The sequence below is a fragment of the Vibrio breoganii genome (genome assembly GCF_001677275.1).
GTDB classification, from domain to species: domain Bacteria; phylum Pseudomonadota; class Gammaproteobacteria; order Enterobacterales; family Vibrionaceae; genus Vibrio; species Vibrio breoganii.
Genome location: NZ_CP016177.1, coordinates 2,625,002 through 2,648,359 on the forward strand (window position 1 = coordinate 2,625,002; position 23,358 = coordinate 2,648,359).

At 46.0% G+C, this 23,358-nt stretch carries 19 protein-coding genes; 14 read left to right on the plus strand and 5 right to left on the minus strand.

Going from position 1 to position 23,358, the window contains the following annotated elements:
• Nucleotides 1-76: 76 nt before the first annotated feature.
• The 4 genes from A6E01_RS12180 to A6E01_RS12195 all read left to right on the plus strand — a co-directional run bounded on the left by A6E01_RS12180 (nt 77) and on the right by A6E01_RS12195 (nt 3,580).
• On the plus strand, nt 77-712 hold the full coding sequence (locus tag A6E01_RS12180; RefSeq protein ID WP_017027313.1) for a response regulator transcription factor: 636 nt from the start codon (nt 77-79) through the stop codon (nt 710-712).
• A 239-nt stretch (nt 713-951) separates the two neighbouring features.
• Nucleotides 952-1,215 (plus strand): DUF4212 domain-containing protein, encoded by a 264-nt coding sequence (locus A6E01_RS12185; protein WP_017027312.1) that lies wholly within the window; start codon nt 952-954, stop codon nt 1,213-1,215.
• 12 nt (nt 1,216-1,227) lie between these two features.
• Nucleotides 1,228-2,955, plus strand: coding sequence for a sodium:solute symporter family protein (locus tag A6E01_RS12190; RefSeq protein WP_017027311.1), 1,728 nt, complete (start codon nt 1,228-1,230; stop codon nt 2,953-2,955).
• Between the two features lie 142 nt (nt 2,956-3,097).
• The gene (locus A6E01_RS12195; protein ID WP_017027310.1) at nt 3,098-3,580 is read left to right on the plus strand and encodes a hypothetical protein; all 483 of its coding nucleotides are present in this window, start codon (nt 3,098-3,100) and stop codon (nt 3,578-3,580) included.
• Here the strand turns inward: A6E01_RS12195 and A6E01_RS12200 are convergent.
• A complete protein-coding gene (locus A6E01_RS12200; RefSeq protein ID WP_017027309.1) occupies nt 3,550-7,017 on the minus strand; it encodes a hybrid sensor histidine kinase/response regulator in 3,468 nt (1,155 codons plus the stop codon). The genes A6E01_RS12195 and A6E01_RS12200 overlap by 31 nt on opposite strands.
• Nucleotides 7,018-7,128: 111 nt before the next feature.
• Complete coding sequence (locus A6E01_RS12205) at nt 7,129-8,313, minus strand: 3-phenylpropionate MFS transporter (protein ID WP_017032943.1); 1,185 nt, start codon at nt 8,311-8,313, stop codon at nt 7,129-7,131.
• Nucleotides 8,314-8,487: 174 nt separating this feature from the next.
• On the opposite strand from A6E01_RS12205, the gene A6E01_RS12210 reads away from it, so the two are divergent.
• The 9 genes from A6E01_RS12210 (at nt 8,488) to fis (ending at nt 18,236) form a co-directional block, all read left to right on the plus strand.
• A complete protein-coding gene (locus tag A6E01_RS12210; protein ID WP_065210290.1) occupies nt 8,488-10,308 on the plus strand; it encodes a DUF294 nucleotidyltransferase-like domain-containing protein in 1,821 nt (606 codons plus the stop codon).
• Between the two features lie 2 nt (nt 10,309-10,310).
• Nucleotides 10,311-10,943 carry a 3'-5' exonuclease gene (locus tag A6E01_RS12215; protein ID WP_017027306.1) on the plus strand — a complete coding sequence of 211 codons (633 nt, stop codon included), beginning with the start codon at nt 10,311-10,313 and terminating at the stop codon, nt 10,941-10,943.
• A 192-nt stretch (nt 10,944-11,135) separates the two neighbouring features.
• Nucleotides 11,136-13,085 (plus strand): acetate--CoA ligase, encoded by a 1,950-nt coding sequence (acs, locus tag A6E01_RS12220; RefSeq protein WP_017027305.1) that lies wholly within the window; start codon nt 11,136-11,138, stop codon nt 13,083-13,085.
• Between the two features lie 376 nt (nt 13,086-13,461).
• A complete protein-coding gene (gene aroQ, locus A6E01_RS12225; RefSeq protein WP_017027304.1) occupies nt 13,462-13,911 on the plus strand; it encodes a type II 3-dehydroquinate dehydratase in 450 nt (149 codons plus the stop codon).
• Between the two features lie 54 nt (nt 13,912-13,965).
• Nucleotides 13,966-14,421, plus strand: a complete 456-nt coding sequence (gene accB / locus A6E01_RS12230) for an acetyl-CoA carboxylase biotin carboxyl carrier protein (protein ID WP_017027303.1) — start codon at nt 13,966-13,968, stop codon at nt 14,419-14,421.
• Between the two features lie 14 nt (nt 14,422-14,435).
• Nucleotides 14,436-15,779 carry an acetyl-CoA carboxylase biotin carboxylase subunit gene (gene accC, locus A6E01_RS12235; RefSeq protein WP_065210291.1) on the plus strand — a complete coding sequence of 448 codons (1,344 nt, stop codon included), beginning with the start codon at nt 14,436-14,438 and terminating at the stop codon, nt 15,777-15,779.
• A 127-nt stretch (nt 15,780-15,906) separates the two neighbouring features.
• Complete coding sequence (gene prmA, locus A6E01_RS12240; protein ID WP_065210292.1) at nt 15,907-16,797, plus strand: 50S ribosomal protein L11 methyltransferase; 891 nt, start codon at nt 15,907-15,909, stop codon at nt 16,795-16,797.
• Nucleotides 16,798-16,928: 131 nt separating this feature from the next.
• Nucleotides 16,929-17,894 (plus strand): tRNA dihydrouridine synthase DusB, encoded by a 966-nt coding sequence (gene dusB, locus A6E01_RS12245; RefSeq protein WP_026012638.1) that lies wholly within the window; start codon nt 16,929-16,931, stop codon nt 17,892-17,894.
• Nucleotides 17,895-17,939: 45 nt separating this feature from the next.
• Nucleotides 17,940-18,236 carry a DNA-binding transcriptional regulator Fis gene (fis, locus tag A6E01_RS12250; protein WP_017027299.1) on the plus strand — a complete coding sequence of 99 codons (297 nt, stop codon included), beginning with the start codon at nt 17,940-17,942 and terminating at the stop codon, nt 18,234-18,236.
• A gap of 456 nt (nt 18,237-18,692) precedes the next feature.
• On the opposite strand, the gene yddG is transcribed toward fis, so the two are convergent.
• The 3 genes from yddG to zntR all read right to left on the minus strand — a co-directional run bounded on the left by yddG (nt 18,693) and on the right by zntR (nt 21,206).
• The gene (gene yddG / locus A6E01_RS12255) at nt 18,693-19,583 is read right to left on the minus strand and encodes an aromatic amino acid DMT transporter YddG (protein WP_065210293.1); all 891 of its coding nucleotides are present in this window, start codon (nt 19,581-19,583) and stop codon (nt 18,693-18,695) included.
• 100 nt (nt 19,584-19,683) lie between these two features.
• On the minus strand, nt 19,684-20,781 hold the full coding sequence (locus A6E01_RS12260) for an SO_0444 family Cu/Zn efflux transporter (protein ID WP_017027297.1): 1,098 nt from the start codon (nt 20,779-20,781) through the stop codon (nt 19,684-19,686).
• Nucleotides 20,781-21,206, minus strand: coding sequence for a Zn(2+)-responsive transcriptional regulator (gene zntR, locus A6E01_RS12265; protein ID WP_237334475.1), 426 nt, complete (start codon nt 21,204-21,206; stop codon nt 20,781-20,783). The genes A6E01_RS12260 and zntR overlap by 1 nt, the downstream gene beginning before the upstream one ends.
• Before the next feature lie 435 nt (nt 21,207-21,641).
• Between zntR and purH the strand changes: the two genes are divergently transcribed.
• Entirely contained in the window at nt 21,642-23,234 is a 1,593-nt protein-coding gene (purH, locus tag A6E01_RS12270) for a bifunctional phosphoribosylaminoimidazolecarboxamide formyltransferase/IMP cyclohydrolase (RefSeq protein WP_017027294.1), read from the plus strand.
• Nucleotides 23,235-23,358 lie beyond the last annotated feature (124 nt).

Below are 23,358 nucleotides of genomic sequence, written 5' to 3' on the forward strand. Positions count from 1 at the left end.
TGGCCAAATCTTGTTCATTAAAATAAAACCATCAATAATCACTTAAACCACTAATGAATACTCAGGTAAAAGTGATATGGACGCCACTTACACTATTGTTATCGCGGATGACCATCCTCTATTTAGAAACGCTCTGTTTCAGTCCGTACACATGGCGATCAGTGGAGCCAATCTTTTAGAAGCCGAATCACTCGATACCTTACTGGAATTGCTTCGCAAACAGGAAGACGTAGACCTAGTTCTGTTAGATTTAAAGATGCCTGGCGCAAATGGCATGTCTGGACTGATGCAGCTACGCAGTGAATTTCCCGACATTGCTGTAGTGGTGATTTCTGCAAGTGAAGAACCCTCGGTTGTCAGCCAAGTGAAGAGTCACGGCGCGTTTGGGTTTATTCCTAAATCCAGTGATATGCGAAGCCTTATCAATGCGCTCAACCAAGTACTCAGTGGCGATCAATTCTTCCCTGCAGATCTGGCTAAACAAGCCGAGCAATACAGTGACATTTCGGACAAACTCGCCTCCCTTACTCCACAGCAATATAAGGTGCTGGCCATGCTAGCAGATGGCCTCCTGAACAAGCAGATTGCCTATGAGCTTGATGTCTCTGTGGCCACCATCAAGGCGCACATGACCGCTATCTTCCGCAAGCTTGGGGTTACCAACCGCACTCAAGCGGTTATCTTACTGCAGCAATCAGAGGTTGAGTCTTGATGCCAAGACAACCTCTTGATTGGTAAATAAAAGCAATATTTCCTACTTCCGTATTAGACCTTTGGCTAATACCGCGCAAAATCAACTTCACACTTTTCCCTGCAATATCATTAACACCCTGATTTTAAAGATTTTAATTAAAATTATCGTCAAGACCAAAGTTCAAATGAGTTATTACAACCCCACTGCTATCGTATGCTTGAAACATTTTATTAACAAACAAGTGTAAGGAGACGGCAATGGCGTTTGAAAATGAAGAACGAGCCAAAGCCTACTGGAGCAAGAATGTTCGACTCATGATTAGCCTTTTGGTTATTTGGTTTGTTGTGTCATTCGGCTGCGGTATTTTATTTGTGGATCAACTCAACCAAATTCAAATCGGCGGCTATAAGTTAGGCTTCTGGTTTGCACAGCAGGGTGCCATCTACTGTTTCTTGGGCATTATTTTCTACTATGCGTGGAAGATGCGTCAGATTGACCGCGAATTTAACGTAGAAGAATAGGGAGCTACAAAGATGGATCTTAAGACAATTACATACCTTGTTGTAGGTGCGACCTTCGCACTCTATATCGGTATCGCGATATGGGCTCGAGCTGGCACGACCAAAGAGTTCTACGTTGCCGGTGGTGGGGTAAACCCAATCGCGAACGGTATGGCAACAGCAGCTGATTGGATGTCTGCAGCATCATTTATCTCAATGGCAGGTCTAATCGCCTTCATGGGATACGGTGGCTCAGTATTCCTAATGGGTTGGACTGGTGGTTATGTGCTTCTCGCATTACTACTCGCTCCATACCTACGTAAATTTGGTAAATTTACGGTTCCAGAGTTCGTCGGTGAACGCTTTTACTCCAAGACAGCCCGTGTAGTAGCGGTAGCTTGTTTGATCATCGCATCGGTAACCTACGTTATCGGTCAGATGAAAGGGGTGGGTGTTGCATTTGGTCGCTTCCTTGAGGTGGACTACGCAACCGGACTTGGCGTGGGTATGTGTATCGTATTCATCTATGCCGTTATGGGTGGTATGAAAGGTATTACTTACACCCAGATTGCTCAATACTGCGTACTCATTCTTGCTTACACTATTCCAGCAGTATTTATCTCTCTACAACTAACAGGTCACGCTCTTCCTCAAATAGGGTTGGGTAGTACCATGACGGGGACGGATGTCTATCTACTCGACCGGCTTGACCAGGTGGTGACCGAACTCGGCTTTACTGAATACACGACACATGTGCGGGGCGATACCCTCAATATGTTTGTGTACACCATGTCATTGATGATCGGTACTGCAGGTCTACCACACGTAATTATCCGTTTCTTCACTGTACCTAAGGTACGTGATGCTCGAACCTCAGCAGGTTGGGCACTCGTGTTCATCGCGATTCTATACACTACAGCACCAGCTGTTGCAGCTATGGCTCGCCTGAACCTAATGGAAACCGTAAACCTTCCATCTGGACAAAACCTTGTCTATGACGAGCGTCCTGATTGGTTTAGAAACTGGGAGAAAACAGGGCTTCTTGGCTTTGAAGATAAAAATGCAGATGGTGCTATCCAATACACTTCTAGCGCAGCAACTAATGAGCTAAAAGTAGATAGAGATATCATGGTATTGGCAAACCCTGAGATTGCTAAGCTACCAAATTGGGTCATAGCCCTAGTCGCTGCAGGTGGTCTTGCAGCAGCACTATCAACTGCAGCAGGCTTGCTATTGGCTATCTCCTCCTCCATCTCGCACGATCTGATAAAAGGGGTAATAAACCCCAACATTTCAGAGAAGAAAGAACTGCTCGCCAGCCGGATATCCATGGCGGTGGCGATTGGGGTCGCGGGGTATTTGGGACTCAACCCACCGGGCTTTGCCGCCGGTACGGTTGCCCTCGCCTTTGGATTGGCTGCCTCCTCCATCTTCCCGGCCTTGATGATGGGTATATTCAGCAAGAATATTAACAAAGAAGGTGCGATTGCAGGTATGGTCGCAGGTATCGGTATTACTCTGTTCTATGTATTCCAACACAAAGGCGTTTTGTTTGTTGCGGATTGGAAATACCTAGAAAGCTGGGGTAGCAACTGGTTCCTAGGCATTGAACCTAACGCATTTGGTGCGATTGGTGCAGCCTTCAACTTCATCGTGGCATTCGCTGTGTCGAAAGTAACAGCAGAAACACCACAAGAAGTGAAAGACCTTGTTGAGCACGTTCGAGTTCCAGCAGGAGCAGGCTCAGCTCAAGACCACTAATACAATCTATCCAATCTAGTCCACAAAAGCCCCTTCGGGGGCTTTTTTAATAAAGTAAGTCGAGTATTGTAAAGAGAAGAGTATCAAACATAAAAACACCGACACTCTCTCTGGAATTTTACATTGTCGCTAGGATGCAAAAATGTTCAAAAACAAACACTTTATCGTTGCTTTACTGGTCGCCCCTATTTTGGCGGTAATCACTTATTTTGGTATCGATATGGCCGTGAGTGAAAAACCTCATGCGGCCAAACAAGGCGAAAGCTACAAACTCATCAGTAAATCTAATTGTCGCTATACCAGTGGTTTGTGTGATTTTGAAAATGGTGAATTCAAGGTGCAGTTTCGCTCAGAGAAACTCACTGCAGACACTCTAGAACTCACTCTAAGATCTAAATTCCCACTACAGGGTATAAAGGTCGCATTAGCCGAAAATGGTGAGAGTCAGCCTATAGAGATGACACCCACCAATCAAGATATGCGTAACTGGGCTATCTCATTGCCTGCCAGCAATATTGAAACAAAGAATCTTCGTGTTGCCATTCAGGCCGAAGATACTCTCTACTACGGAGAGACTGAGACCACCTTTGTGGTTTACGAGACTCTATTCACCGAAGATAAGTGACGCTCAAAGTTATTGAGAAGGGTTCGAAGCTTTAATGGCTTAACCGGTTTAGGCAAAAATTCAAACCCTTCGCTCTTAACTTGATCGACAATATCTGGCGTTCTATCGGCACTGATAATCACACCATTAAACTCTGTCCCCATGACTTGCTTGAAGTGCTGTAATACCTGTAGCCCTGTTCTGCCATTTTCTAAACGATAGTCAGAAAGGATCACGTCTGGTTGCCAGTGATTATCCAACTGCAACAGACTCTGCTCTAAATCCGTTGCCAATCTCACCTGACACCCCCAGCGCTGTAGCAAGTGCTCCATCCCTTCCAGGATTGAAACTTCGTCATCAACACACAGCACTCGCAAATTGCTCAGTGGAGTAGCCGTTACCACTGGAGCTATAGAAGGGACCTCTTCAACAACGACCTTCTGTGCCAATGGCACAGTGATAGAAAATACGCTTCCTCTACTGGGCCACGAGCGCAATGAGATTGTATGCCCCAACAATTGAGCTATCCCCTTTGAAATAGCGAGCCCCAAGCCAAGGCCTTTGTCAGAACGGATTTGATTGGTGCGGGTAAATTCTTCAAATATTAATTGCTGCTTATCCTCTTCGACGCCAACTCCGTTATCCCAGACCTGAATGGAAAGAGTGTTACCCTCTCTTCGCGCTCCCAATATCACCTTCCCTTGAGGGCTGTATCGAAAGGCATTGGTTAAGAAGTTCTGGATTACCCTGCGCAATAACTTAGGATCGGACTCAACAAATAATGAAGTGGGTATCGTTCTAAAATTGATGCCCTGCTCCTCAGCAATAACACCAAACTCAGCATCCAGGTTGAACAATACCTCACTTAAAGCAAAGGGCTGCACCTTGGCCTCTAGCTTGCCAGACTCCAAACGAGAGATGTCCAGTAGGTCACTGATCAGCACCTCAGCCGCTTCCATTGCACTTTCTATATGGCGTGCCACTTGTTGTGTTTCAGCATCTTTCGCCACCTCTGACAGTGATGAAGTAAACAGACGAGCCGCATTTAAAGGCTGCATTAGGTCATGACTAACAGCAGCAAGGAAGCGAGATTTAGATTGTGATTCTTGCTCTGAGCGCTGGGTTGCGATGGTGAGCTGTCGATTCAATTGCTCTAGCTCATGGGTTCGCTCTTGTACCCTTTCTTCGAGGGTGACATTCGCGTCCTTTAGCGCCTGCTCTGCCTGACGATAAACGGTAATATCACTGAAACTCATCGCAAACCCGCCACTGGGCATGGGATTGCCTTGTACTTCGATGACTCGTCCATCTGCGCGCTGTCGGGAGGATGTATGGTTCGTGCCTCTTCGGAGATGCTCTAGTCGACGCTGTACATGAACTTCCGGATCTCCAGGCCCACACAGTCCTTTCTCTGCGTTATGACGAATAACATCTGCAATAGGCCTGCCCACCTGTATTAATCCTGGTGGGAACTCAAACAGCTCCAAGTAACGCTGATTCCATGCCACCAGCCTCAATTGCTTATCAACTACTGCAATCCCTTGCTCGATGTGCTCAATGGCGCCTTGCAAAAGACTACGACTAAAGTCATACAGCTCTGACGCCTCATCGACTATGGTGGCCACCTCTTCAAGCTGCATGTTTTTACCTTGCAGGGCAGAAGTAAGCACTAACTTAGCTGACGAAGCTCCAAATACCCCAGCCAGTACACGCTCTGTATGCCGTATCAGGGTTGAAGGGGCATACTGATTGGGCATCAGCACTTCTTCTTGTTGGCTCCAAAACTGATTAAAAGCACTGCGAACCCTGTGTCTCCCCACAAACTTAGAAGCCACCAGTTCTAATTCTGCGACGGTAACCCGACTTTGATACAGGCTAATATTGTCTGACTCAGGCAGTGGTGAGCCAACAAAAGCCGCAGATTGTAAGCGCTCACTAATATTGGGACGCGTTAGTATCGACACCACTACATAACACACACTGTTGGCACTGATACTGAGCAACATGCCCCAGTCAGAGTTTTTAATATCGAGGCTTGCCAATAACTCTGGTGGTGAAATCATCCAGATAAGAACGTTGTTTCCCGCATCTCCCGCTAGAATGCCAGTTTGGCTCATCAGGGTAACAAGCCAGAGAACAAAGCCTACTACCAAGCCAACGTAAACCCCATTGCGATTTCCGTGTCGCCAATACATTCCGCCCAGCAATGCTGGGGCAAACTGAGTGACAGCTGCAAAAGAAAGGAACCCAATCGCAGACAAACTACCTATGCTATCCAGCACTTGATAAAAGAACCACGCACCGACAATCAGCATCACAATCAGGATTCGGCGAATCACCAATAGACGCCCAGAGAAATGCCTAAAGTTGTGTTGGGAGAGCTTCATTCTGCGCAGAAGCAACGGCATTACGAGGTCATTAGACACCATGATAGCCAAAGCAATCGTGGATACGATCACCATGCCACTTGCCGCAGAAACACCGCCAATAAAGGCAAACAAAGCAACGCTATCTGCACCTAATGCCAGTGGTAAGCTAATGACGTAGCTATCAGCAGGGCTGCCGGGCAATAAACTAGAACCCACCCAAGCGATAGGAAGTACAAATAACCCCATCAACATCAAATAGGCAGGAAAGACTCGCCTTGCGGTATGCAAATCATGGGCACGCTCATTCTCAACCACAGTGGTGTGAAACTGCCTAGGAAGACAGAAGATTGCCATCATGGTCAAAAGGGTGTGGATCAATAAGGTGGGTATGTTGGGAGATTCATAGGTTTGCTTTGCTGCTTGCCAAAGCTCTATATCCGTTCGCTGCAGCACCACAAACATGACAAATATGCCGACAAACAAAAAAGCCACCAGCTTCACTATGGATTCGAAAGCGATAGCCATCATCATTCCGCGGTGATGCTCTGTGTTATCAATATGGCGAGTACCAAATAGCACGGTAAAAGTAGCAAGGGCTGCCACCATCAACCAAGAGACGAGATATTTTTGATTCCCTCCCTCGCCTAATACCTCTGGAGCGGCAAGCTCAATCCCCATCATAATGCCGCGCATCTGCAATGCGATATAAGGCAAGATACCAACGACAGAGATCAGGGTGACGAATACTGCTAAGCCTTGAGATTTACCGTAGCGAGCAGCTATAAAATCTGCAATCGAGTTAATGTGTTCGCGCTTTGCCACCAAAATCATGCGCGCTAAAACGCGCCAAAAAAAGACAAATACGATAATAGGGGCAAGATAAACAGGCAGGAATGCCCAAGGGTTATTGGCGGCTTGGCCTACGGTGCCAAAGAACGTCCAAGAGGTGCAATAAACTGCAATAGAAAGACTGTAAATCCAAGGACGCCAAGAGGCCAGCCATTGAGGACGTTTATCCCCGTACCACGCTACTAAAAAAAGCAGTACTAAATAGAGTAGCGATGCGGGAACGACAACCCATCCTTGCATAAACAATCCTTAACCAGTCTTAATTCTGAATGCATCTAACCCACTATCTACTTTCAGGAGCACATAGGTTTAGATGCTATAAGACTAGTCAAAGATCGCTTTGTAGCTCAATTAGTTAGCTTGTTTTTGTGGTTCAATCCCCACTTCTTCAACATTCCCTTTCTGAGGGTCCAATTTAACAAACATAGCCAACACACCCATAGCGGCCATAACCCAGAAGACATTTGCCCCCCAAAGCTCATAGCCCCAGCCACTCAGTGCCGTCATGGTCGCCATAACAATACCCAGAGGGATGGCATTATAGAGTGCTTGCAGTGCTACCATCTTATGTTGCTCTGCATCTTGGATGTATCGAATGGCAGCAATATGTGCCAATGCAAAGGTAACGCCGTGCAACAGCTGAATAAGCACTAAGGCAAATAGCATGGTGGTTGATGCCGTTAGCCCCCAGCGCACGATGACACCCACAGAAGCGACCAAGAATAGAGAGCGCAGTGTCCACTTACCGAACCAACGGTTACTGAAAGCAAAGATACATACCTCAGCCACCACACCGAGACTCCACAGGTAACCAATGATATCGGCACTGTAACCCGCATCTTTCCAATAGATGGTACTAAAACCGTAATAGGCTGCATGGCTTCCCTGAATAAGGGCGATCAAGCCGATGAACTTAATCACCGACCATTCGCGGAGCAGACTGCTTAGCTTAGGTCTGACCGATTTCACGTTGCCCTGGGTTACAGGCATTGGATTTGGATTGCGCATTGAGGCCACGATAGAGAAGGCAATGCCCGCTAACGCGGTATAGACAATGAAATCAATACCAAAGTTTGCAACAAGGAAACCCACTACCGTTGAGCCTGCAATAAAGGCAATCGATCCCCATAGACGCGTTCGACCATAGTCGAGCATCTTCAAGCGAGCATAGTGATTGGCCATTGCATCAGAAATAGGAACAATCGGTCCACAACAAGCGTTAAACAGGATGGTAGCCACCGCCATCAACCAGAAACTTCCACCCGTAAAAAAGTGAAACGCAATGAAAGCGAGCGAAGCTAGGCTGAGCACCCGAAGTGCGGGCATCAAGTGCTCTATTTTATGAATTCGGGGAGTAATAATAAGGTTTGCGGCGCATCGGGTAGCAAAGGCTATACCCAACAATAGGCCGATATCTGAGGCAGAAACCCCTTGGTCTTTAAACCAAAGCGCCCAGAAAGGGAGATAAACGCCATAGGCAAAAAAGAACCCCAGAAAATACTGAGATAGCCACGCGTATGGAGAGGGTTTCAACATCAAACTGTCCTAGATTAAGCAATATTCGGCGGCAATTATGAAGTGAACCCAGTGGAATAAAAAGGGATAACTTCAATTTCACCTTTTCCCTATTAGACCAAAGTCGTCTGGAGCTTATTTGAGGATTTGTCACACTAGTAGGGTTAGGGTTTGTCGCCAAAGGATTAAGTCTTCATGCCTGAAAAATTTAATACACAACACCCTCCCTTTGACCGCCTCACACCTCGAGAGGTCGAGCAGTTAAAGTCGTCTTTAGATATTGCCTACTTTCGAGCTGGAGATGTTCTTCTCGATGCTGGGCAATCGACAACACACTTGTTCGTGTTGATAAAAGGTTCGGTGGAAGAGAAGTATCAACAAGAAGTCTTTGCTCATTACGGTCACGACGACTTATTTGATGTGCGATCATTGTTTGAAGGAAAGGTTCGTCATCAGTACGTCGCGCTAGAAGACGTGTTGTGTTATCTGTTGCCAAGTGAGGTATTCCTCTCTTTATTCAATAGTAATCAATCATTTGCCGAGTACTTCGATAGCAGCTTGTCCAAGCGCCAACAACTCATCAAGGACGCCAAGAAGCAGCAAAATCTCGCTGAATTCATTCTTACCAAGGTCGACGACTCTATCTATCACCCTCCGCTAGTGCTGACTCCAGAGACCTCAATTAAAGAAGCTACCGCTCTTTTGAATAATGATGATATTGACGCGGCCTTGGTGAAACTTTCTGAGACTGATCCCCGCTTGCAAGAACACCCTTACCAATCACCGTATGCCATTGTTACTCGCACCAACCTTTTACATTCTTTAGTGCTGGAAGAAAAAAGCATGCAAACGCCAGTGTCCGACATATCAACATTTCCGGTATTTGAAGTGCATGAGGGCGACTTTGTATTTAATGCCATGCTCACCATGACCAGAAACAAGATGAAACGAGTGATGGTGGTCAATGAGAAACAAGCGGTGGGCATGCTAGACCTGACCCAGATCCTAAGTGCTTTCTCCTCTCATTCTCACGTCCTCAGTTTGAGCATTGCTCGCGCCAAAAATATCGATGAACTGGCACAAGCCTCTCAAAGGCAACATGATTTTGTTAAAAGCCTGCTGATTAATGGCATCCGTACTCGATTTATCATGGAGCTTATTTCTGTACTCAACGAGCAAATCATTGAGAAAGCCTTCCAATTAATCGTTCCCGAGAACGCACAGCAGCACTGTTGCCTGCTCGTTCTTGGCTCAGAAGGCCGTGGAGAGCAGGTTCTAAAAACAGACCAGGACAATGCCCTGATCCTTGAGGATGGGTTTGATTGGCCTGAATGTGGCCAGACAATGGATACGTTCACAGAGACCCTGCTAGAGCTTGGTTACCCTCTTTGCCCAGGTAAGGTGATGGTTAATAACCCTCTCTGGGTGTCTAGCCAAAGCGAGTGGAAAAAGAAAGTAGCGAAATGGATCGAGGTCAGTAACGCCGATTCAGTGATGCAACTGGCCATCTTTTCGGACGCACTGCCGGTTGCGGGTAATAAACTCTTAGTCGAGCCTGTTCTGAATTCTCTGCACGACGCGCTCACTGGTCGCATGCTGACCCTTTCAGACTTTGTTAGACCTGCCCTGCAGTTCTCTGTGCCTCTGACTCTGTTTGGTAATGTCAAAGCGCGTAAGGAAGGACTGGATATCAAGCAAGGGGGGATATTCTCCATTGTTCATGGCATTCGCGCGCTCGCACTGGAGCACGACCTTCGTCAGCGCAATACCTTTGAAAGAATCGAAGCCCTGCATGAATTAGGCTGCCTCGAAGATGACACAGCGGATAATCTCAGCGAGTCCTTAAAGCTATTCTTCAAGCTACGTCTCGCACAACAATTGGCTCATCAAGACTCATCCAATAACCTAGATCTCAATGCACTGGATAGAACCGAGCGTGACTTACTCAGACACAGTCTGCACGTGGTGAAGAAGTTTAAGCAGTTCCTTAGCTACCATTATCAGATCAGAGACTGACTATGAACTGGCTGACGAGACACTACTGGCACTGGAAGCTAAAGGGCTCCCCTTTTCAATCGCTATTTTCAGAATCTGATAGCAGTGAGTATGTGTCTATCGACTGCGAGACCACCAGCTTAGAGCCAACACGAGCAGAACTGGTGACTATTGCCGCCACCAAGATCATCAATAATCGCGTCATTACTAGTACCCCCTTTCATGTCAAACTCAAGGCGCCTCAATCATTGGATGAGAATTCCATCAAGGTGCATCAAATCCGCCATCAAGACCTTGGTGACGGATTGGAAGAGAAAGAGGCCTTACTGCAGCTGCTCGACTTTATTGGTAGCCGCCCTATCGTGGGGTACCACATTCGCTACGATAAGCGAATTCTCGATATCGCATTCAAGAAGCATTTTGGGTTTCCTCTGCCGAATACCATCATAGAAGTCAGCCATATCTATCAGGAGAAGCTGGAAAAGCATCTACAAAATGCCTATTTCGACCTTAGCCTAGAGGCTATTTGTCGACATCTAGACCTGCCCATTCGAGACCAACACAACGCACTTCAAGATGCCATCACTGCAGCGCTGGTATTCGTTCGTCTCACTAAAGGTGACCTGCCAAGTCTCAATATGCCACATATTAAGTAGCGATTGAGTTCTCAGTTATCGAAATAACCCTTTAATTTCACAGCGATAGTTACCTTCTCATCCTAAAGTCTAATTGTGGAAATTCCGCAGGTAATAGAGAGTTATAACAGTTACCTCGAAATGCCTAACAGACCGTCAGATATTGAGCGACTGTCACAACTAATAGCGGCAGAGTTCACAAGGAGATCAGCAATGAGTGAAGCCCACATTTATCCGGTTAAACAGAACATCAAATCCGTTACCCATGCAGACAACGATACCTACCTAAGCATGTATCAACAGTCCGTTCAAAATCCAGAAGGATTCTGGGCAGAGCATGGCAAGATCGTCGACTGGATTAAACCCTTCACTAAGGTCAAGGAAACCTCTTTTGATACTGGCCATGTGGGTATCAAGTGGTTTGAAGACGGCACACTGAACGTGTCAGCGAACTGTATCGATCGCCATCTTGCCGAGCGCGGTGATGAAGTAGCAATCATTTGGGAGGGCGATGACCCTGCCGATGACAAAACCCTTACCTTCAACGAACTGCATAAAGAAGTCTGTCTATTCTCGAATGCTCTAAAGGCCCAAGGGGTTAAAAAGGGTGATGTGGTGTGTCTATACATGCCAATGGTGCCTGAAGCAGCCGTTGCAATGCTAGCCTGTACGCGCATAGGCGCCGTACACACTGTTGTGTTTGGTGGCTTCTCTCCAGAGGCGCTTGCTGGCCGTATTGACGACTCTGATGCCAAGCTTGTTGTTACTGCCGATGAAGGTGTTCGTGGTGGTCGCGCTGTCCCTCTGAAGAAGAATGTGGACGAAGCACTTCGTAACCCTAACGTCACCACCATTAGCAAGGTGATTGTATTCCAGCGCACGGGCGCTGATGTTGATTGGAACGCTGATGTGGATGTTTGGTGGCATGATGCCGTGGCCAATGTCGACGTCGACTGCCCACCTGAAGAAATGAACGCTGAAGACCCGCTATTTATCTTATACACCTCTGGTTCTACTGGTAAGCCAAAGGGCGTACTGCATACCACTGGAGGTTATCTAGTGTATGCCACTATGACCTTCAAGTACGTGTTTGATTACCAGCCAGATGACGTGTTCTGGTGTACGGCTGACGTAGGCTGGATCACTGGGCACTCTTACTTGATATACGGACCTTTAGCCAACGGTGCGAAAACCATACTGTTTGAGGGCGTGCCAAACTACCCAAATACTAGCCGTATGAGTGAGGTCGTCGACAAGCATCAAGTCACCATCCTCTACACTGCTCCAACAGCCATTCGAGCATTAATGGCAAAAGGTGACGAAGCCATTCAAGGAACCAATCGTAATAGCCTTCGTATCATGGGCTCGGTGGGTGAGCCTATCAACCCTGAGGCATGGGAGTGGTATTACAACACCATAGGTGATGCAAAATCGCCAATCGTAGATACATGGTGGCAGACAGAAACGGGTGGAATACTGATCACTCCATTGCCGGGCGCAACTGAACTAAAACCAGGCTCAGCAACTCGTCCATTCTTTGGTGTACAGCCCGCACTAGTGGACAACATGGGTAATCTCATTGAAGGTGAAGCCTCAGGAAACCTAGTTATCCTAGATTCTTGGCCGGGACAAATGCGCACTGTTTATGGTGATCATGACCGCTTTGAACAAACCTACTTCTCAACCTTCCAAGGCATGTACTTTACCGGTGATGGCGCAAGACGAGATGAAGACGGCTATTACTGGATTACCGGCCGTGTGGACGATGTACTTAATGTTTCAGGTCACCGTATGGGGACTGCAGAGCTGGAATCAGCGCTGGTCGCACACGATAAGATTGCCGAAGCGGCGATTGTCGGCGTTCCTCATGACATCAAAGGTCAGGCCATTTACGCTTATATCACTCTAAATGCAGGAGAATACCCAAGCGCAGAGCTTCACAAAGAGGTGAAAGATTGGGTTCGCAAAGAAATTGGTCCTATCGCGGTACCTGATACTTTGCACTGGACTGACTCTCTTCCTAAGACTCGCTCAGGTAAAATTATGCGAAGAATACTCAGGAAGATCGCAACCGGTGATACCAGTAATCTGGGTGATACCTCCACTTTGGCAGACCCAAGTGTGGTTGAAAAACTCATTTCAGAGAAAGGGGAACTCGTTTAGAGCTGTTCCAGAACTATCCTAGAACTGTCCCAGAACTGGTTTAACCACTTGCTTCAAAACCATTAGCCGTCACATCGTGACGGCTTTTTTGTTTAAACACGGTTACAAATTAAACATAATGAAAATAGACAGTTAGCCTATATTAATTACGTGAAGATTTTTTAGTCGATTTAACAATGACCCAACATTAGGTCACGGCTAACCCTTCTCTCATTACCGGTGATTAGACCAGTAAATTGCTGTTAATTTCGTTGAATTAGCTATAATCATGCGCTAATTTGCTTTTTTACAGAAATCTGACTGGAATTTTTTCAGGATTCGTAAAATAATTAAAGGCAACAGTGAATAACTCACAATTACGGAAGATAGCGACAAGATGGCGACAAAATCACGTGTTCTACTCCTGAATGGCCCAAATCTAAATCTACTCGGTAAACGAGAGCCTGAGGTTTACGGTCACGCTACATTAAATGACATAGTCAATAACCTGCATACGCAAGCAGAGCAATTGGATGTAGAACTCACTCATGTTCAATCGAATCGAGAATATGAGTTAATTGAAGCTATTCACGCAGCCATGGGAGAGATTGATTTTATTATCATCAATCCAGCTGCCTTTACCCACACCAGTGTCGCTCTAAGAGACGCACTACTTGGGGTAAATATTCCGTTTATAGAGGTTCATTTATCTAACGTACATGCACGAGAGGCATTTCGTCACCACTCCTATCTTTCAGATAAAGCAGTTGGCGTGATATGTGGGCTAGGTGCACAAGGTTACAAATTCGCATTGTCTGCAGCGATAGAACAGCTTCAGGCAAAATAAATCTGAGCCATCTCGACGAATGCGAGAGGCCACACACAAGACAAGAGAAGAATCATGGATATTCGCAAAATAAAAAAACTAATCGAACTTGTAGAAGAATCAGGAATTGCTGAGCTAGAAATTTCTGAAGGTGAAGAATCTGTACGCATCAGCCGCCACGGCAATGCACCTGTAGCTCCGATTCAATATGCAGCAGCGCCTGCTCCAGTTGCAGCTCCGGCTCCAGCGGCAGCTCCAGCAGCAGTTGAAGCACCTGCGGCACCTGCAGAAGCACCTGGTCACAAGGTTCTTTCTCCAATGGTAGGTACTTTTTACCGTGCACCGGGTCCTGATACGAAACCATTCGTTGAAGTAGGCCAATCGGTAACTGCTGGTGACACTATCTGTATCGTAGAAGCGATGAAGATGATGAACCAAATCGAAGCTGACAAGTCTGGTGTTGTAACAGCAATCCTAACAGAAGACGGTAGCCCAGTAGAGTTCGACCAACCGCTTATCGTTATCGAATAATAGAGGTCGATATTATGCTAGACAAATTAGTCATCGCGAACCGAGGCGAAATTGCGCTTCGTATCCTTCGCGCATGTAAAGAGCTAGGTATTAAAACCGTAGCCGTGCACTCAACCGCTGACCGTGACCTTAAACACGTACTACTAGCGGATGAGTCTATCTGTATCGGTCCTGCTCGTGGTATCGACAGCTACCTAAACATTCCACGCATCATCTCAGCGGCAGAAGTGTCTGGCGCTGTGGCGATTCACCCAGGTTATGGCTTCCTATCTGAAAACGCTGACTTTGCAGAGCAAGTTGAGAAATCAGGTTTCATCTTTGTTGGCCCTAAAGCGGAAACGATTCGCATCATGGGTGACAAGGTTGCCGCTATCAACGCAATGAAAAAAGCAGGCGTACCTTGTGTTCCTGGTTCTGACGGTCCTCTAGACGACAACGAAACAGCTAACAAAGCTCACGCTAAGCGCATTGGTTACCCAGTAATCATCAAGGCGTCTGGCGGCGGCGGCGGTCGTGGTATGCGTGTGGTTCGCTCTGAGCAAGAGCTAATCGAAGCCATTGCTATGACTCGCGCAGAAGCAAAAGCAGCCTTTAACAACGATATGGTTTACATGGAGAAATTCCTAGAAAACCCTCGTCACGTTGAGGTTCAGATTATTGCTGATGGTCAGGGCGGTGCTATCCACCTTGGCGAGCGTGACTGTTCTATGCAGCGTCGTCACCAGAAGGTTGTTGAGGAAGCTCCGGCTCCAGGCATCACTGACGATATGCGTAAATACATTGGTGAGCGCTGTACTCGTGCTTGTCTTGAAATCAACTACCGTGGTGCAGGTACTTTTGAGTTCCTATACGAAAATGGCGAGTTCTACTTCATTGAGATGAACACCCGTATTCAGGTAGAGCACCCAGTAACTGAAATGGTTACCGGCGTTGACCTAATCAAAGAGCAGCTTCGTGTTGCTGCAGGTCAGCCTCTGTCTTTCACTCAGGATGATATCAAGCTACGTGGCCACTCTATTGAGTGTCGTATCAATGCTGAAGACCCAGTGCGCTTCCTACCTTGCCCAGGCAAGATCGAACGCTTCCACGCTCCTGGCGGTATGGGTGTTCGTTGGGAATCTCACATCTACACGGGCTACACAGTACCACCTCATTACGATTCAATGATTGGTAAGCTGATCACCTTTGGTGAGAACCGTGACGTTGCAATTGCACGCATGAAAAACGCATTGAGTGAAATGATTGTTGAGGGCATCAAAACAAACATCCCTCTTCAACTCGAAATCATGAATGACGAGAACTTCCAACACGGTGGAGCAAACATCCACTACCTAGAGAAGAAGCTCGGCCTACAATAAGTTTTAATACTTATTCAAAGGGTCAGAAACAGTCATGCTGGTTCTGACCCTTTTTGTTTGCGTAGATGAAGTTGGTTAAAATTACTGCTAAAATCCACGCCAATTATCAATACTCAGAGTGAACTCCATGCCTTGGATTCAAATCAAGCTTAACGCCACTGACAAAAATGCCGAGCAAATCGGTGATATGTTAATGGAACAAACCGGTGCCCTATCCGTTACCTTTCTTGACGCTAAAGATACCCCTGTATTTGAACCTCTACCGGGTGAAACTCGTCTTTGGGGCGAAACCGATATCCTAGCTCTGTACGACGCAGAAGCAGACACACAGTGGATTTTAGGGCAAATAGCGTCTAGTAACCTTCTAGAGCAAGGGTTCGCACATAAAGTTGAGCAGCTTGAAGATAAAGACTGGGAACGTGAGTGGATGGACAACTTCCACCCAATGAAGTTTGGCGAGCGTCTGTGGGTTTGCCCTAGCTGGCGTGAAATCCCAGAGCCTGACGCTGTCAATGTTATGCTCGACCCTGGTTTAGCTTTTGGCACAGGCACACACCCAACTACCTCTCTATGTTTAGAGTGGCTAGAGGGACTAGACCTTGAAGGCAAAACCGTAATCGACTTTGGTTGTGGCTCAGGCATCCTTGCGATCGCAGCGATCAAACTCGGTGCAAAAAAGGTGGTCGGGATCGACATTGATCCACAAGCGATCATTGCCTCTAAAGACAATGCAGAGCGTAACGGCGTGAAAGACCAACTAGAGGTGTTCCTACCGCAAGATCAGCCAGAAAATCTTATTGCTGACGTTGTAGTTGCTAACATTCTAGCAGGTCCATTACGTGACCTTTCTGGTGTAATTAAGTCTCTAGTTAAAGACGAAGGCGAGCTAGCCATGTCTGGTGTACTAGATACTCAAGCTGAAGATGTTGCTAACTATTACCGCGATCAGTTCGATATTGCTCCTATTGCAGAGATGCAAGAGTGGTGTCGCATCTCCGGAAAAAAGCACACTAGTTGAGACACATCATATTTTGAGCAAAAAACACTCAAATTATAGAATATTTTTTAAAATGCTCAAATATTAGGCTTTTCACAGGCCGAAAAAATGCGTAAAATGCGCGCCCTTGCTGTTAATAATGTGACCATGATTTGAAAATCGGAAATTACCAACTTAAGAACAATTTGATTGTAGCACCTATGGCTGGCGTTACAGACAGACCGTTCAGAGAGTTGTGTCTACGATATGGTGCTGGTATGGCTGTCAGTGAAATGATGCTAGCCAACCCTAAAACATGGAATACATCGAAATCACTGCAACGAAGAGTACATGAAGGCGAATCGGGCGTTCGCTCAGTACAGATTGCAGGATCGGATCCAAAGTTAATGGCAGAGGCAGCGCAATTTAATGTTAATAACGGTGCTCAAATCATCGATATTAATATGGGTTGCCCAGCTAAAAAAGTGAACAAAAAACTAGCAGGTTCAGCACTACTTAAGCATCCAGAGATTGTTCAGCAAATTCTGAAGGCGGTAGTAGATGCAGTAGATGTCCCAGTGACACTAAAAACTCGAACCGGTTGGGATACAGAACATAAGAACTGTGTCGAAATCGCTAAAATGGCCGAAGACTGCGGCATACAAGCCCTCGCCTTACATGGTAGGACGCGTACTTGTATGTACAAGGGAGAGGCAGAATACGAAAGTATCAAAGCGGTTAAGCAAGCTATTTCGATACCTGTCATTGCCAATGGTGATATAGATAGTCCCGAGAAAGCGAAGCATGTACTGGAATTTACCGGTGCAGACGCCTTGATGATTGGTCGCCCCGCCCAGGGTCGTCCATGGATTTTTCAAGAAATCCAACATTATTTAGAAAACGGCACCACGATGCCCGAGCCTCCTATGCAGGAAGTGAAAGACATCATGCTTGGTCACGTTCATGAGCTTCACCTATTTTATGGTGAGTTCTTAGGTCCGCGCATTGCAAGAAAGCATGTGGGTTGGTACCTAAAAGAGCATGAACAAGCGCGTGAGTTTCGCCGTATCTTCAATGCTATCGAAGTTGCTGAAGAGCAATTAGATGCATTAGAAGAGTATTTCAATTCCTATCCTTGATAGGGATATGGTTGCATCATAATTACGAGAAGAGCTAGACTGAATATGTTCGAACAAAACCTGACTTCTGAAGCACTAACGGTTACTACTGTAACTGCTCAAGACCAAATCGCGCAAAAACCACTTCGCGACTCAGTAAAAGTTTCAGTAAAAAACTATCTTGCACAATTAAACGGTCAGGATGTAGACGACCTTTATGAACTAGTGCTAGCTGAGGTTGAACAACCACTACTAGACATGATCATGCAATACACTCGCGGCAACCAAACTCGCGCTGCATCTATGATGGGTATCAACCGTGGTACACTTCGTAAGAAACTTAAAAAATACGGCATGAACTAATATAAATTAGTTTAAGTATCTGAATTGAAAGGGCTTACCATTTATTGGTAAGCCCTTTTTTTACATCTAACCTTTACGTAAATGATCATCAAGAGCACCACTTTTATAGTTATTGGGTTTAAATAGCCCTAAAGGGTATAGACCTGTTCTTTGGCAATATTCACTTTGAAAGATAAACATCACTCTCTTTTCAAGGCTGTATAAATCTACGCGTCACTAGCACCTTAACTATCATTAATGATCTACTAAACTTCCATATATATAGTTATTGAGTTTAGTATTAACAAAAGCTAGTACACCTGCTCAGAGATAACCTCTTGAAGAGGTGTTGGTTTTTCTTTAAACAAACCAATCATTAATGATCACACTGCCTTTCATTTATATAGTTATTGAGTTTAATAGTTCAAAAAGGTTACGCACCTGACAACAAGCAAAAATCACACTTTAACCTGAACGCTATTTGGTGACTCGCCAACATACCAATGAGCCAATCACCACCATAGCAACCCCCTGCCAAAAGCTTCCGGATAACGCGACACCTAAGATGATAGAAGAGAATAAGGTAGAGAAGATGGGAGTAAAGTAAGACAAGGTAGCAAGGAGTAGCATATTACCTTTCATAATCCCGCTGTTCCAAAGCCCATAACCACTTGCCATGATCACAGCTGCGAGCAGCAAATAGAAGCTAGATTCTAGATTGAGAGAGATAGCCGGTTCACTGCTTAAACCATAGTGAATCCACAAAACAACCGCAGTCATCGCAAAGAACAAGGTAATCGCATTCTTACCATTTGAAAGACGTTTAGTAATATTGCAGTAGATTGCCCATAGGAAGGCACCAATAAACGCCATCGCATAGGTTGCAGGGTTGCTTTGTACATTCTCAGTCAGTTGAGAGAAAGAGAGCGATTGATCGCCAGTAATCGCCCACGCTACGCCGATAAAGGCGAGCACTACACTGGGATACACCCAAAGACTGGTTTTCTTGCTACTGCTAATAACCGCAATTAACACCGTCAATGCAGGCCAAAGGTAATTTATCACTGCCATATCAAGCGCTTGCTGCCTATCATTAGCCATACCAATAGCTAGGGATAAGCACACCTCATAAGCTGCAAATAGACCACCCGCAACGATGACATAACGCTTTGATAGCGTTTTTAGCTTTGGACTGCCCACAACAAACATCAGAAATATTGTCGCGACCGTATAGATACTCGCAGCCCCGCCAATAGGCCCTAACTGCTCTGCTACCTTACGAGCAACACCAATAACACTGCTCCATAAAAGAATGGCTGCGATGCCGTAAAGGGTATATTTGTGCTTATTCAAGTGCTTTACATCCAATGTCTAAGGTTTCAACACCTTATCTCAAAACAAGCTTGTAGATAAAGTAACAGGAAATAAAAAGCCTCCTTAAAAGGAGGCTTATCTATTCAGTGATCATTCAGCTAGCGAGCGAAACTTTGACTGTTTTATTTCGCCATTGCTTCCAATAACTTACCAACATCAAAACAGCAAGTAAGATACCGGTAGAAACCGTCAACCAGTGCGGGAGTAGCTCGTGTTCCATTGCTGAAAGCGGAGCGACATTAAACCCAAATTGAGCCACCAAGAAATCAGTGAGCAAGCCAAACACTATGGCCATACCTACTACACCCGTCAGATAAGCAATCAGCGATCGTCTGCCCAGTTCTTTACTGACAACACCTAAGGTAGCAATGTTGGTTGCTGGGCCTGCCAGCATGAAAACGAGCACAGCACCAGGGCTGATACCTGACATTAATAGACCGGCAGCAATGGGTGTTGAAGCCGTTGCGCAGATGTACATAGGTACACTGATGGCCACCATGACAAGCATGCTCCAAATACTGCCGCCCCACTGTGCAAGGAAGTCTGTTTCTACATAGGTCTGCACTAGAGAGGCAAAGAACAAGCCAATCATTAACCAAGTGCTAATGTCTTTCACAAGATCCGTTGCCGCGAAGTGTATACCCGACTTCAGCTTCTCCATTGCACTCTTATCGGCCTTAGTTTCTTTCTTTGAAGAACAGCAACTCGACTGCGTGTTCGCTTGAGGGGTTGCCTTTTTACCCGAGCAACAACTCACAGGAGCAAAGCTCTTCATTTCAATCTTTTGCTCTTTCTCTGCTTCTTTGCCAACCAACAAGCCCGCAACTATCGCGCTCGATATAGCGGCTATAGGACGAATGATGGCCATGAATGGTCCTAGCAGTGCGTATGAGATCGATACCGAGTCGATTCCGGTTTCTGGTGTTGCCACTAAGAAAGAGGTAGTTGCACTCTTTGATGCACCGCTACGTCTTAGCCCTAAAGCAGCAGGAATCACGCCACACGAGCACAAAGGCAACGGAGCGCCTATAAAGGCAGCTTTTATGGTCGTCTTTGCGCCCTTTCCACCCAGATGTTTTGTTAAGAGGTTTGTAGGTATCCACTCTTTGAGCAATCCTGCGATCACTAATCCCAGTAGCATCCACGGAGCCGACTCGAGAAAAAGGTCAATAAAGTTATAAATCAGGCTCATTATGCTTCTCCTACTGCGTGACTATCCGCACTCTCTAACGCTTCTAAAATGGAGCAATGCGTTGCAGGTTCACTGCCTCCACAGCAAGATTGACTCAGTTTCTGCAGAGAATCGTGAAAAATTTGCAGCTCTTTAATGCGCTCTTCAACCTGATGACATTTCATATCAACAATATCGCGAGCCTCTTTACAGCTATGACTCTCTTTATCTAGCTGGATAGAGAGCAAGTCCATTATCTCCTGTAATGAAAAGCCGACTCGTTTAGCGCGTATGATAAAGCCAAGCTTATCGGCATCCTCATGGGTGTAGACGCGATAGCCTGCCTCACTGCGTGAGCTAGGCTTTAACAGTCCATGTTTTTCGTAGAAGCGTAATGTGTCTGGCTTGATATCAAATCGCTTAGCCAGTTCTCCAATTTTGTACATTCCAATGCTCATCAAATAATCTGTAACTCTATAAGTATAAACCTTAGACATAACTCCAAGGTCAAGCTTTCTGTTCAGCAAAATTGGCCATTATTTATTGGTTTGTTTTATCGGCTCCGAATCCTAAAGCCTCCAAATGACACTTTTTTTACAATAAAATGCAAAAGCCAAACGATTGCGCGAGCTTTTTCGAAGATTATTCGCTAGAATACGCGCCATTCGAATTGATGTTTTTTTGCACGCTGAAGATTTTTGTCAAAGTTGTTTCATAGTCATGATGCAGGCTCAACTTTGACAAACATCTTTTCATCCAACTTGATTCCAAAATCAGCAGATGTTGTGAGGATGCACCAGACGATCAAGCTAATGATTCGGGGGCTTCTCATTTATTCTGCCGGTAGCGGATAATCTTAAGTACTTGAGGAATATGGAAGCATGAGTAACGCTCGCCCAATTCGCCGCGCTCTTATCAGCGTATCTGATAAAACTGGCATCGTAGAATTTGCTAAAGCCCTAGCTGAACGCAATGTTGAACTTCTTTCTACCGGCGGTACAGCTCGCCTACTTGCAGAACAAGGCCTAGCAGTCACAGAAGTGTCTGACTACACAGGCTTCCCAGAAATGATGGACGGTCGTGTTAAGACCCTTCACCCTAAAGTGCACGGTGGTGTACTTGGTCGTCGCGGACAAGACGATGAGGTGATGGAAAAACACGGCATCAATCCTATCGATATGGTTGTTGTTAACCTATACCCATTCGCTGAAACCGTAGCAAAAGAAGGTTGTACCCTTGCTGATGCTGTTGAGAACATCGATATCGGTGGTCCAACAATGGTTCGTTCTGCAGCGAAAAACCACAAAGACGTGACCATCGTTGTAAACGCTCACGATTACGATCGCGTAATTGTTGAAATGGATGCAAACGACGCTTCTCTAACTCTTGAGACTCGTTTTGACCTTGCGATTGCAGCGTTTGAGCACACTGCTTCTTACGATGGCATGATTGCTAACTACTTTGGCACTATGGTTCCTTCTTACGGTGAGAACAAAGAAGGCGACGAAGAGTCTAAGTTCCCTCGCACGTTCAACCAACAGTTCGAGAAGAAACAAGACATGCGCTACGGTGAAAACAGCCACCAAGCAGCGGCATTCTATGTTGAAGCAAACCCAGAAGAAGCGTCTGTATCAACAGCTCGCCAAATCCAAGGTAAAGCACTGTCTTACAACAACATCGCTGACACTGACGCCGCTCTTGAGTGTGTGAAAGAATTTGACGAGCCAGCATGCGTTATCGTTAAGCACGCTAACCCATGTGGTGTAGCACTAGGCGAAAATATCCTAGAAGCTTACGACCGCGCGTTCAAAACAGACCCAACATCTGCATTTGGTGGCATCATCGCGTTTAACCGCGAACTAGACGCAGCAACTGCAACCGCTATCACTGAGCGCCAATTCGTTGAGGTTATCATTGCACCGTCTGTTTCTGCTGAAGCAGTAGAAATCGTTGCGGCTAAGAAGAACCTTCGCCTTCTAGAGTGTGGCGAGTGGACAAGCAAGACTACTGGCTTTGACGTTAAGCGTGTAAACGGTGGCCTGCTAGTTCAAGACCGCGACCAAGGTATGGTTTCTCAAGATGACCTTAAAGTAGTGTCTAAGCGCCAACCAACAGAAGAAGAGCTAAAAGATGCGCTATTCTGCTGGAAAGTAGCGAAGTACGTGAAATCGAATGCGATTGTTTACTCGAAAGGTGACATGACTATCGGTGTAGGCGCAGGCCAAATGAGCCGTGTTTACTCTGCGAAAATCGCTGGCATTAAAGCGGCTGACGAAGGTCTACAAGTTGAAGGTTGCGTAATGGCATCGGATGCTTTCTTCCCATTCCGCGATGGTATCGACGCAGCAGCTGACGCTGGCATCAAGTGTGTGATTCAGCCAGGTGGTTCAATGCGCGATCAAGAAGTTATCGATGCTGCTGACGAACATGGCATGGCGATGATCTTTACTGGTATGCGTCACTTCCGCCACTAATTTTTCTTCATATCTGGGGTGGTAACTTCGTTGACGGCCTTCACTTACCCGAATCACATAGTTCACTATGCTCATCGGGATAAGCTCTACCGTCGCCTTGTTAGCACTCCCAGCTATTTTGAAA

Excerpts from the sequence above, each read along its gene's own strand:
- zntR (WP_237334475.1), bottom strand. The coding sequence starts at position 21,206 with ATGTACAAAATTGGAGAACTGGCTAAGCGATTTGATATCAAGCCAGAC.
- accB (WP_017027303.1), top strand. The coding sequence starts at position 13,966 with ATGGATATTCGCAAAATAAAAAAACTAATCGAACTTGTAGAAGAATCA.
- aroQ (WP_017027304.1), top strand. The coding sequence starts at position 13,462 with ATGGCGACAAAATCACGTGTTCTACTCCTGAATGGCCCAAATCTAAAT.
- accC (WP_065210291.1), top strand. The coding sequence starts at position 14,436 with ATGCTAGACAAATTAGTCATCGCGAACCGAGGCGAAATTGCGCTTCGT.
- A6E01_RS12180 (WP_017027313.1), top strand. The coding sequence starts at position 77 with ATGGACGCCACTTACACTATTGTTATCGCGGATGACCATCCTCTATTT.
- fis (WP_017027299.1), top strand. The coding sequence starts at position 17,940 with ATGTTCGAACAAAACCTGACTTCTGAAGCACTAACGGTTACTACTGTA.
- prmA (WP_065210292.1), top strand. The coding sequence starts at position 15,907 with ATGCCTTGGATTCAAATCAAGCTTAACGCCACTGACAAAAATGCCGAG.
- A6E01_RS12195 (WP_017027310.1), top strand. The coding sequence starts at position 3,098 with ATGTTCAAAAACAAACACTTTATCGTTGCTTTACTGGTCGCCCCTATT.
- acs (WP_017027305.1), top strand. The coding sequence starts at position 11,136 with ATGAGTGAAGCCCACATTTATCCGGTTAAACAGAACATCAAATCCGTT.
- A6E01_RS12205 (WP_017032943.1), bottom strand. The coding sequence starts at position 8,313 with ATGTTGAAACCCTCTCCATACGCGTGGCTATCTCAGTATTTTCTGGGG.
- purH (WP_017027294.1), top strand. The coding sequence starts at position 21,642 with ATGAGTAACGCTCGCCCAATTCGCCGCGCTCTTATCAGCGTATCTGAT.
- A6E01_RS12190 (WP_017027311.1), top strand. The coding sequence starts at position 1,228 with ATGGATCTTAAGACAATTACATACCTTGTTGTAGGTGCGACCTTCGCA.
- A6E01_RS12260 (WP_017027297.1), bottom strand. The coding sequence starts at position 20,781 with ATGAGCCTGATTTATAACTTTATTGACCTTTTTCTCGAGTCGGCTCCG.
- A6E01_RS12215 (WP_017027306.1), top strand. The coding sequence starts at position 10,311 with ATGAACTGGCTGACGAGACACTACTGGCACTGGAAGCTAAAGGGCTCC.
- A6E01_RS12210 (WP_065210290.1), top strand. The coding sequence starts at position 8,488 with ATGCCTGAAAAATTTAATACACAACACCCTCCCTTTGACCGCCTCACA.
- A6E01_RS12200 (WP_017027309.1), bottom strand. The coding sequence starts at position 7,017 with ATGCAAGGATGGGTTGTCGTTCCCGCATCGCTACTCTATTTAGTACTG.
- A6E01_RS12185 (WP_017027312.1), top strand. The coding sequence starts at position 952 with ATGGCGTTTGAAAATGAAGAACGAGCCAAAGCCTACTGGAGCAAGAAT.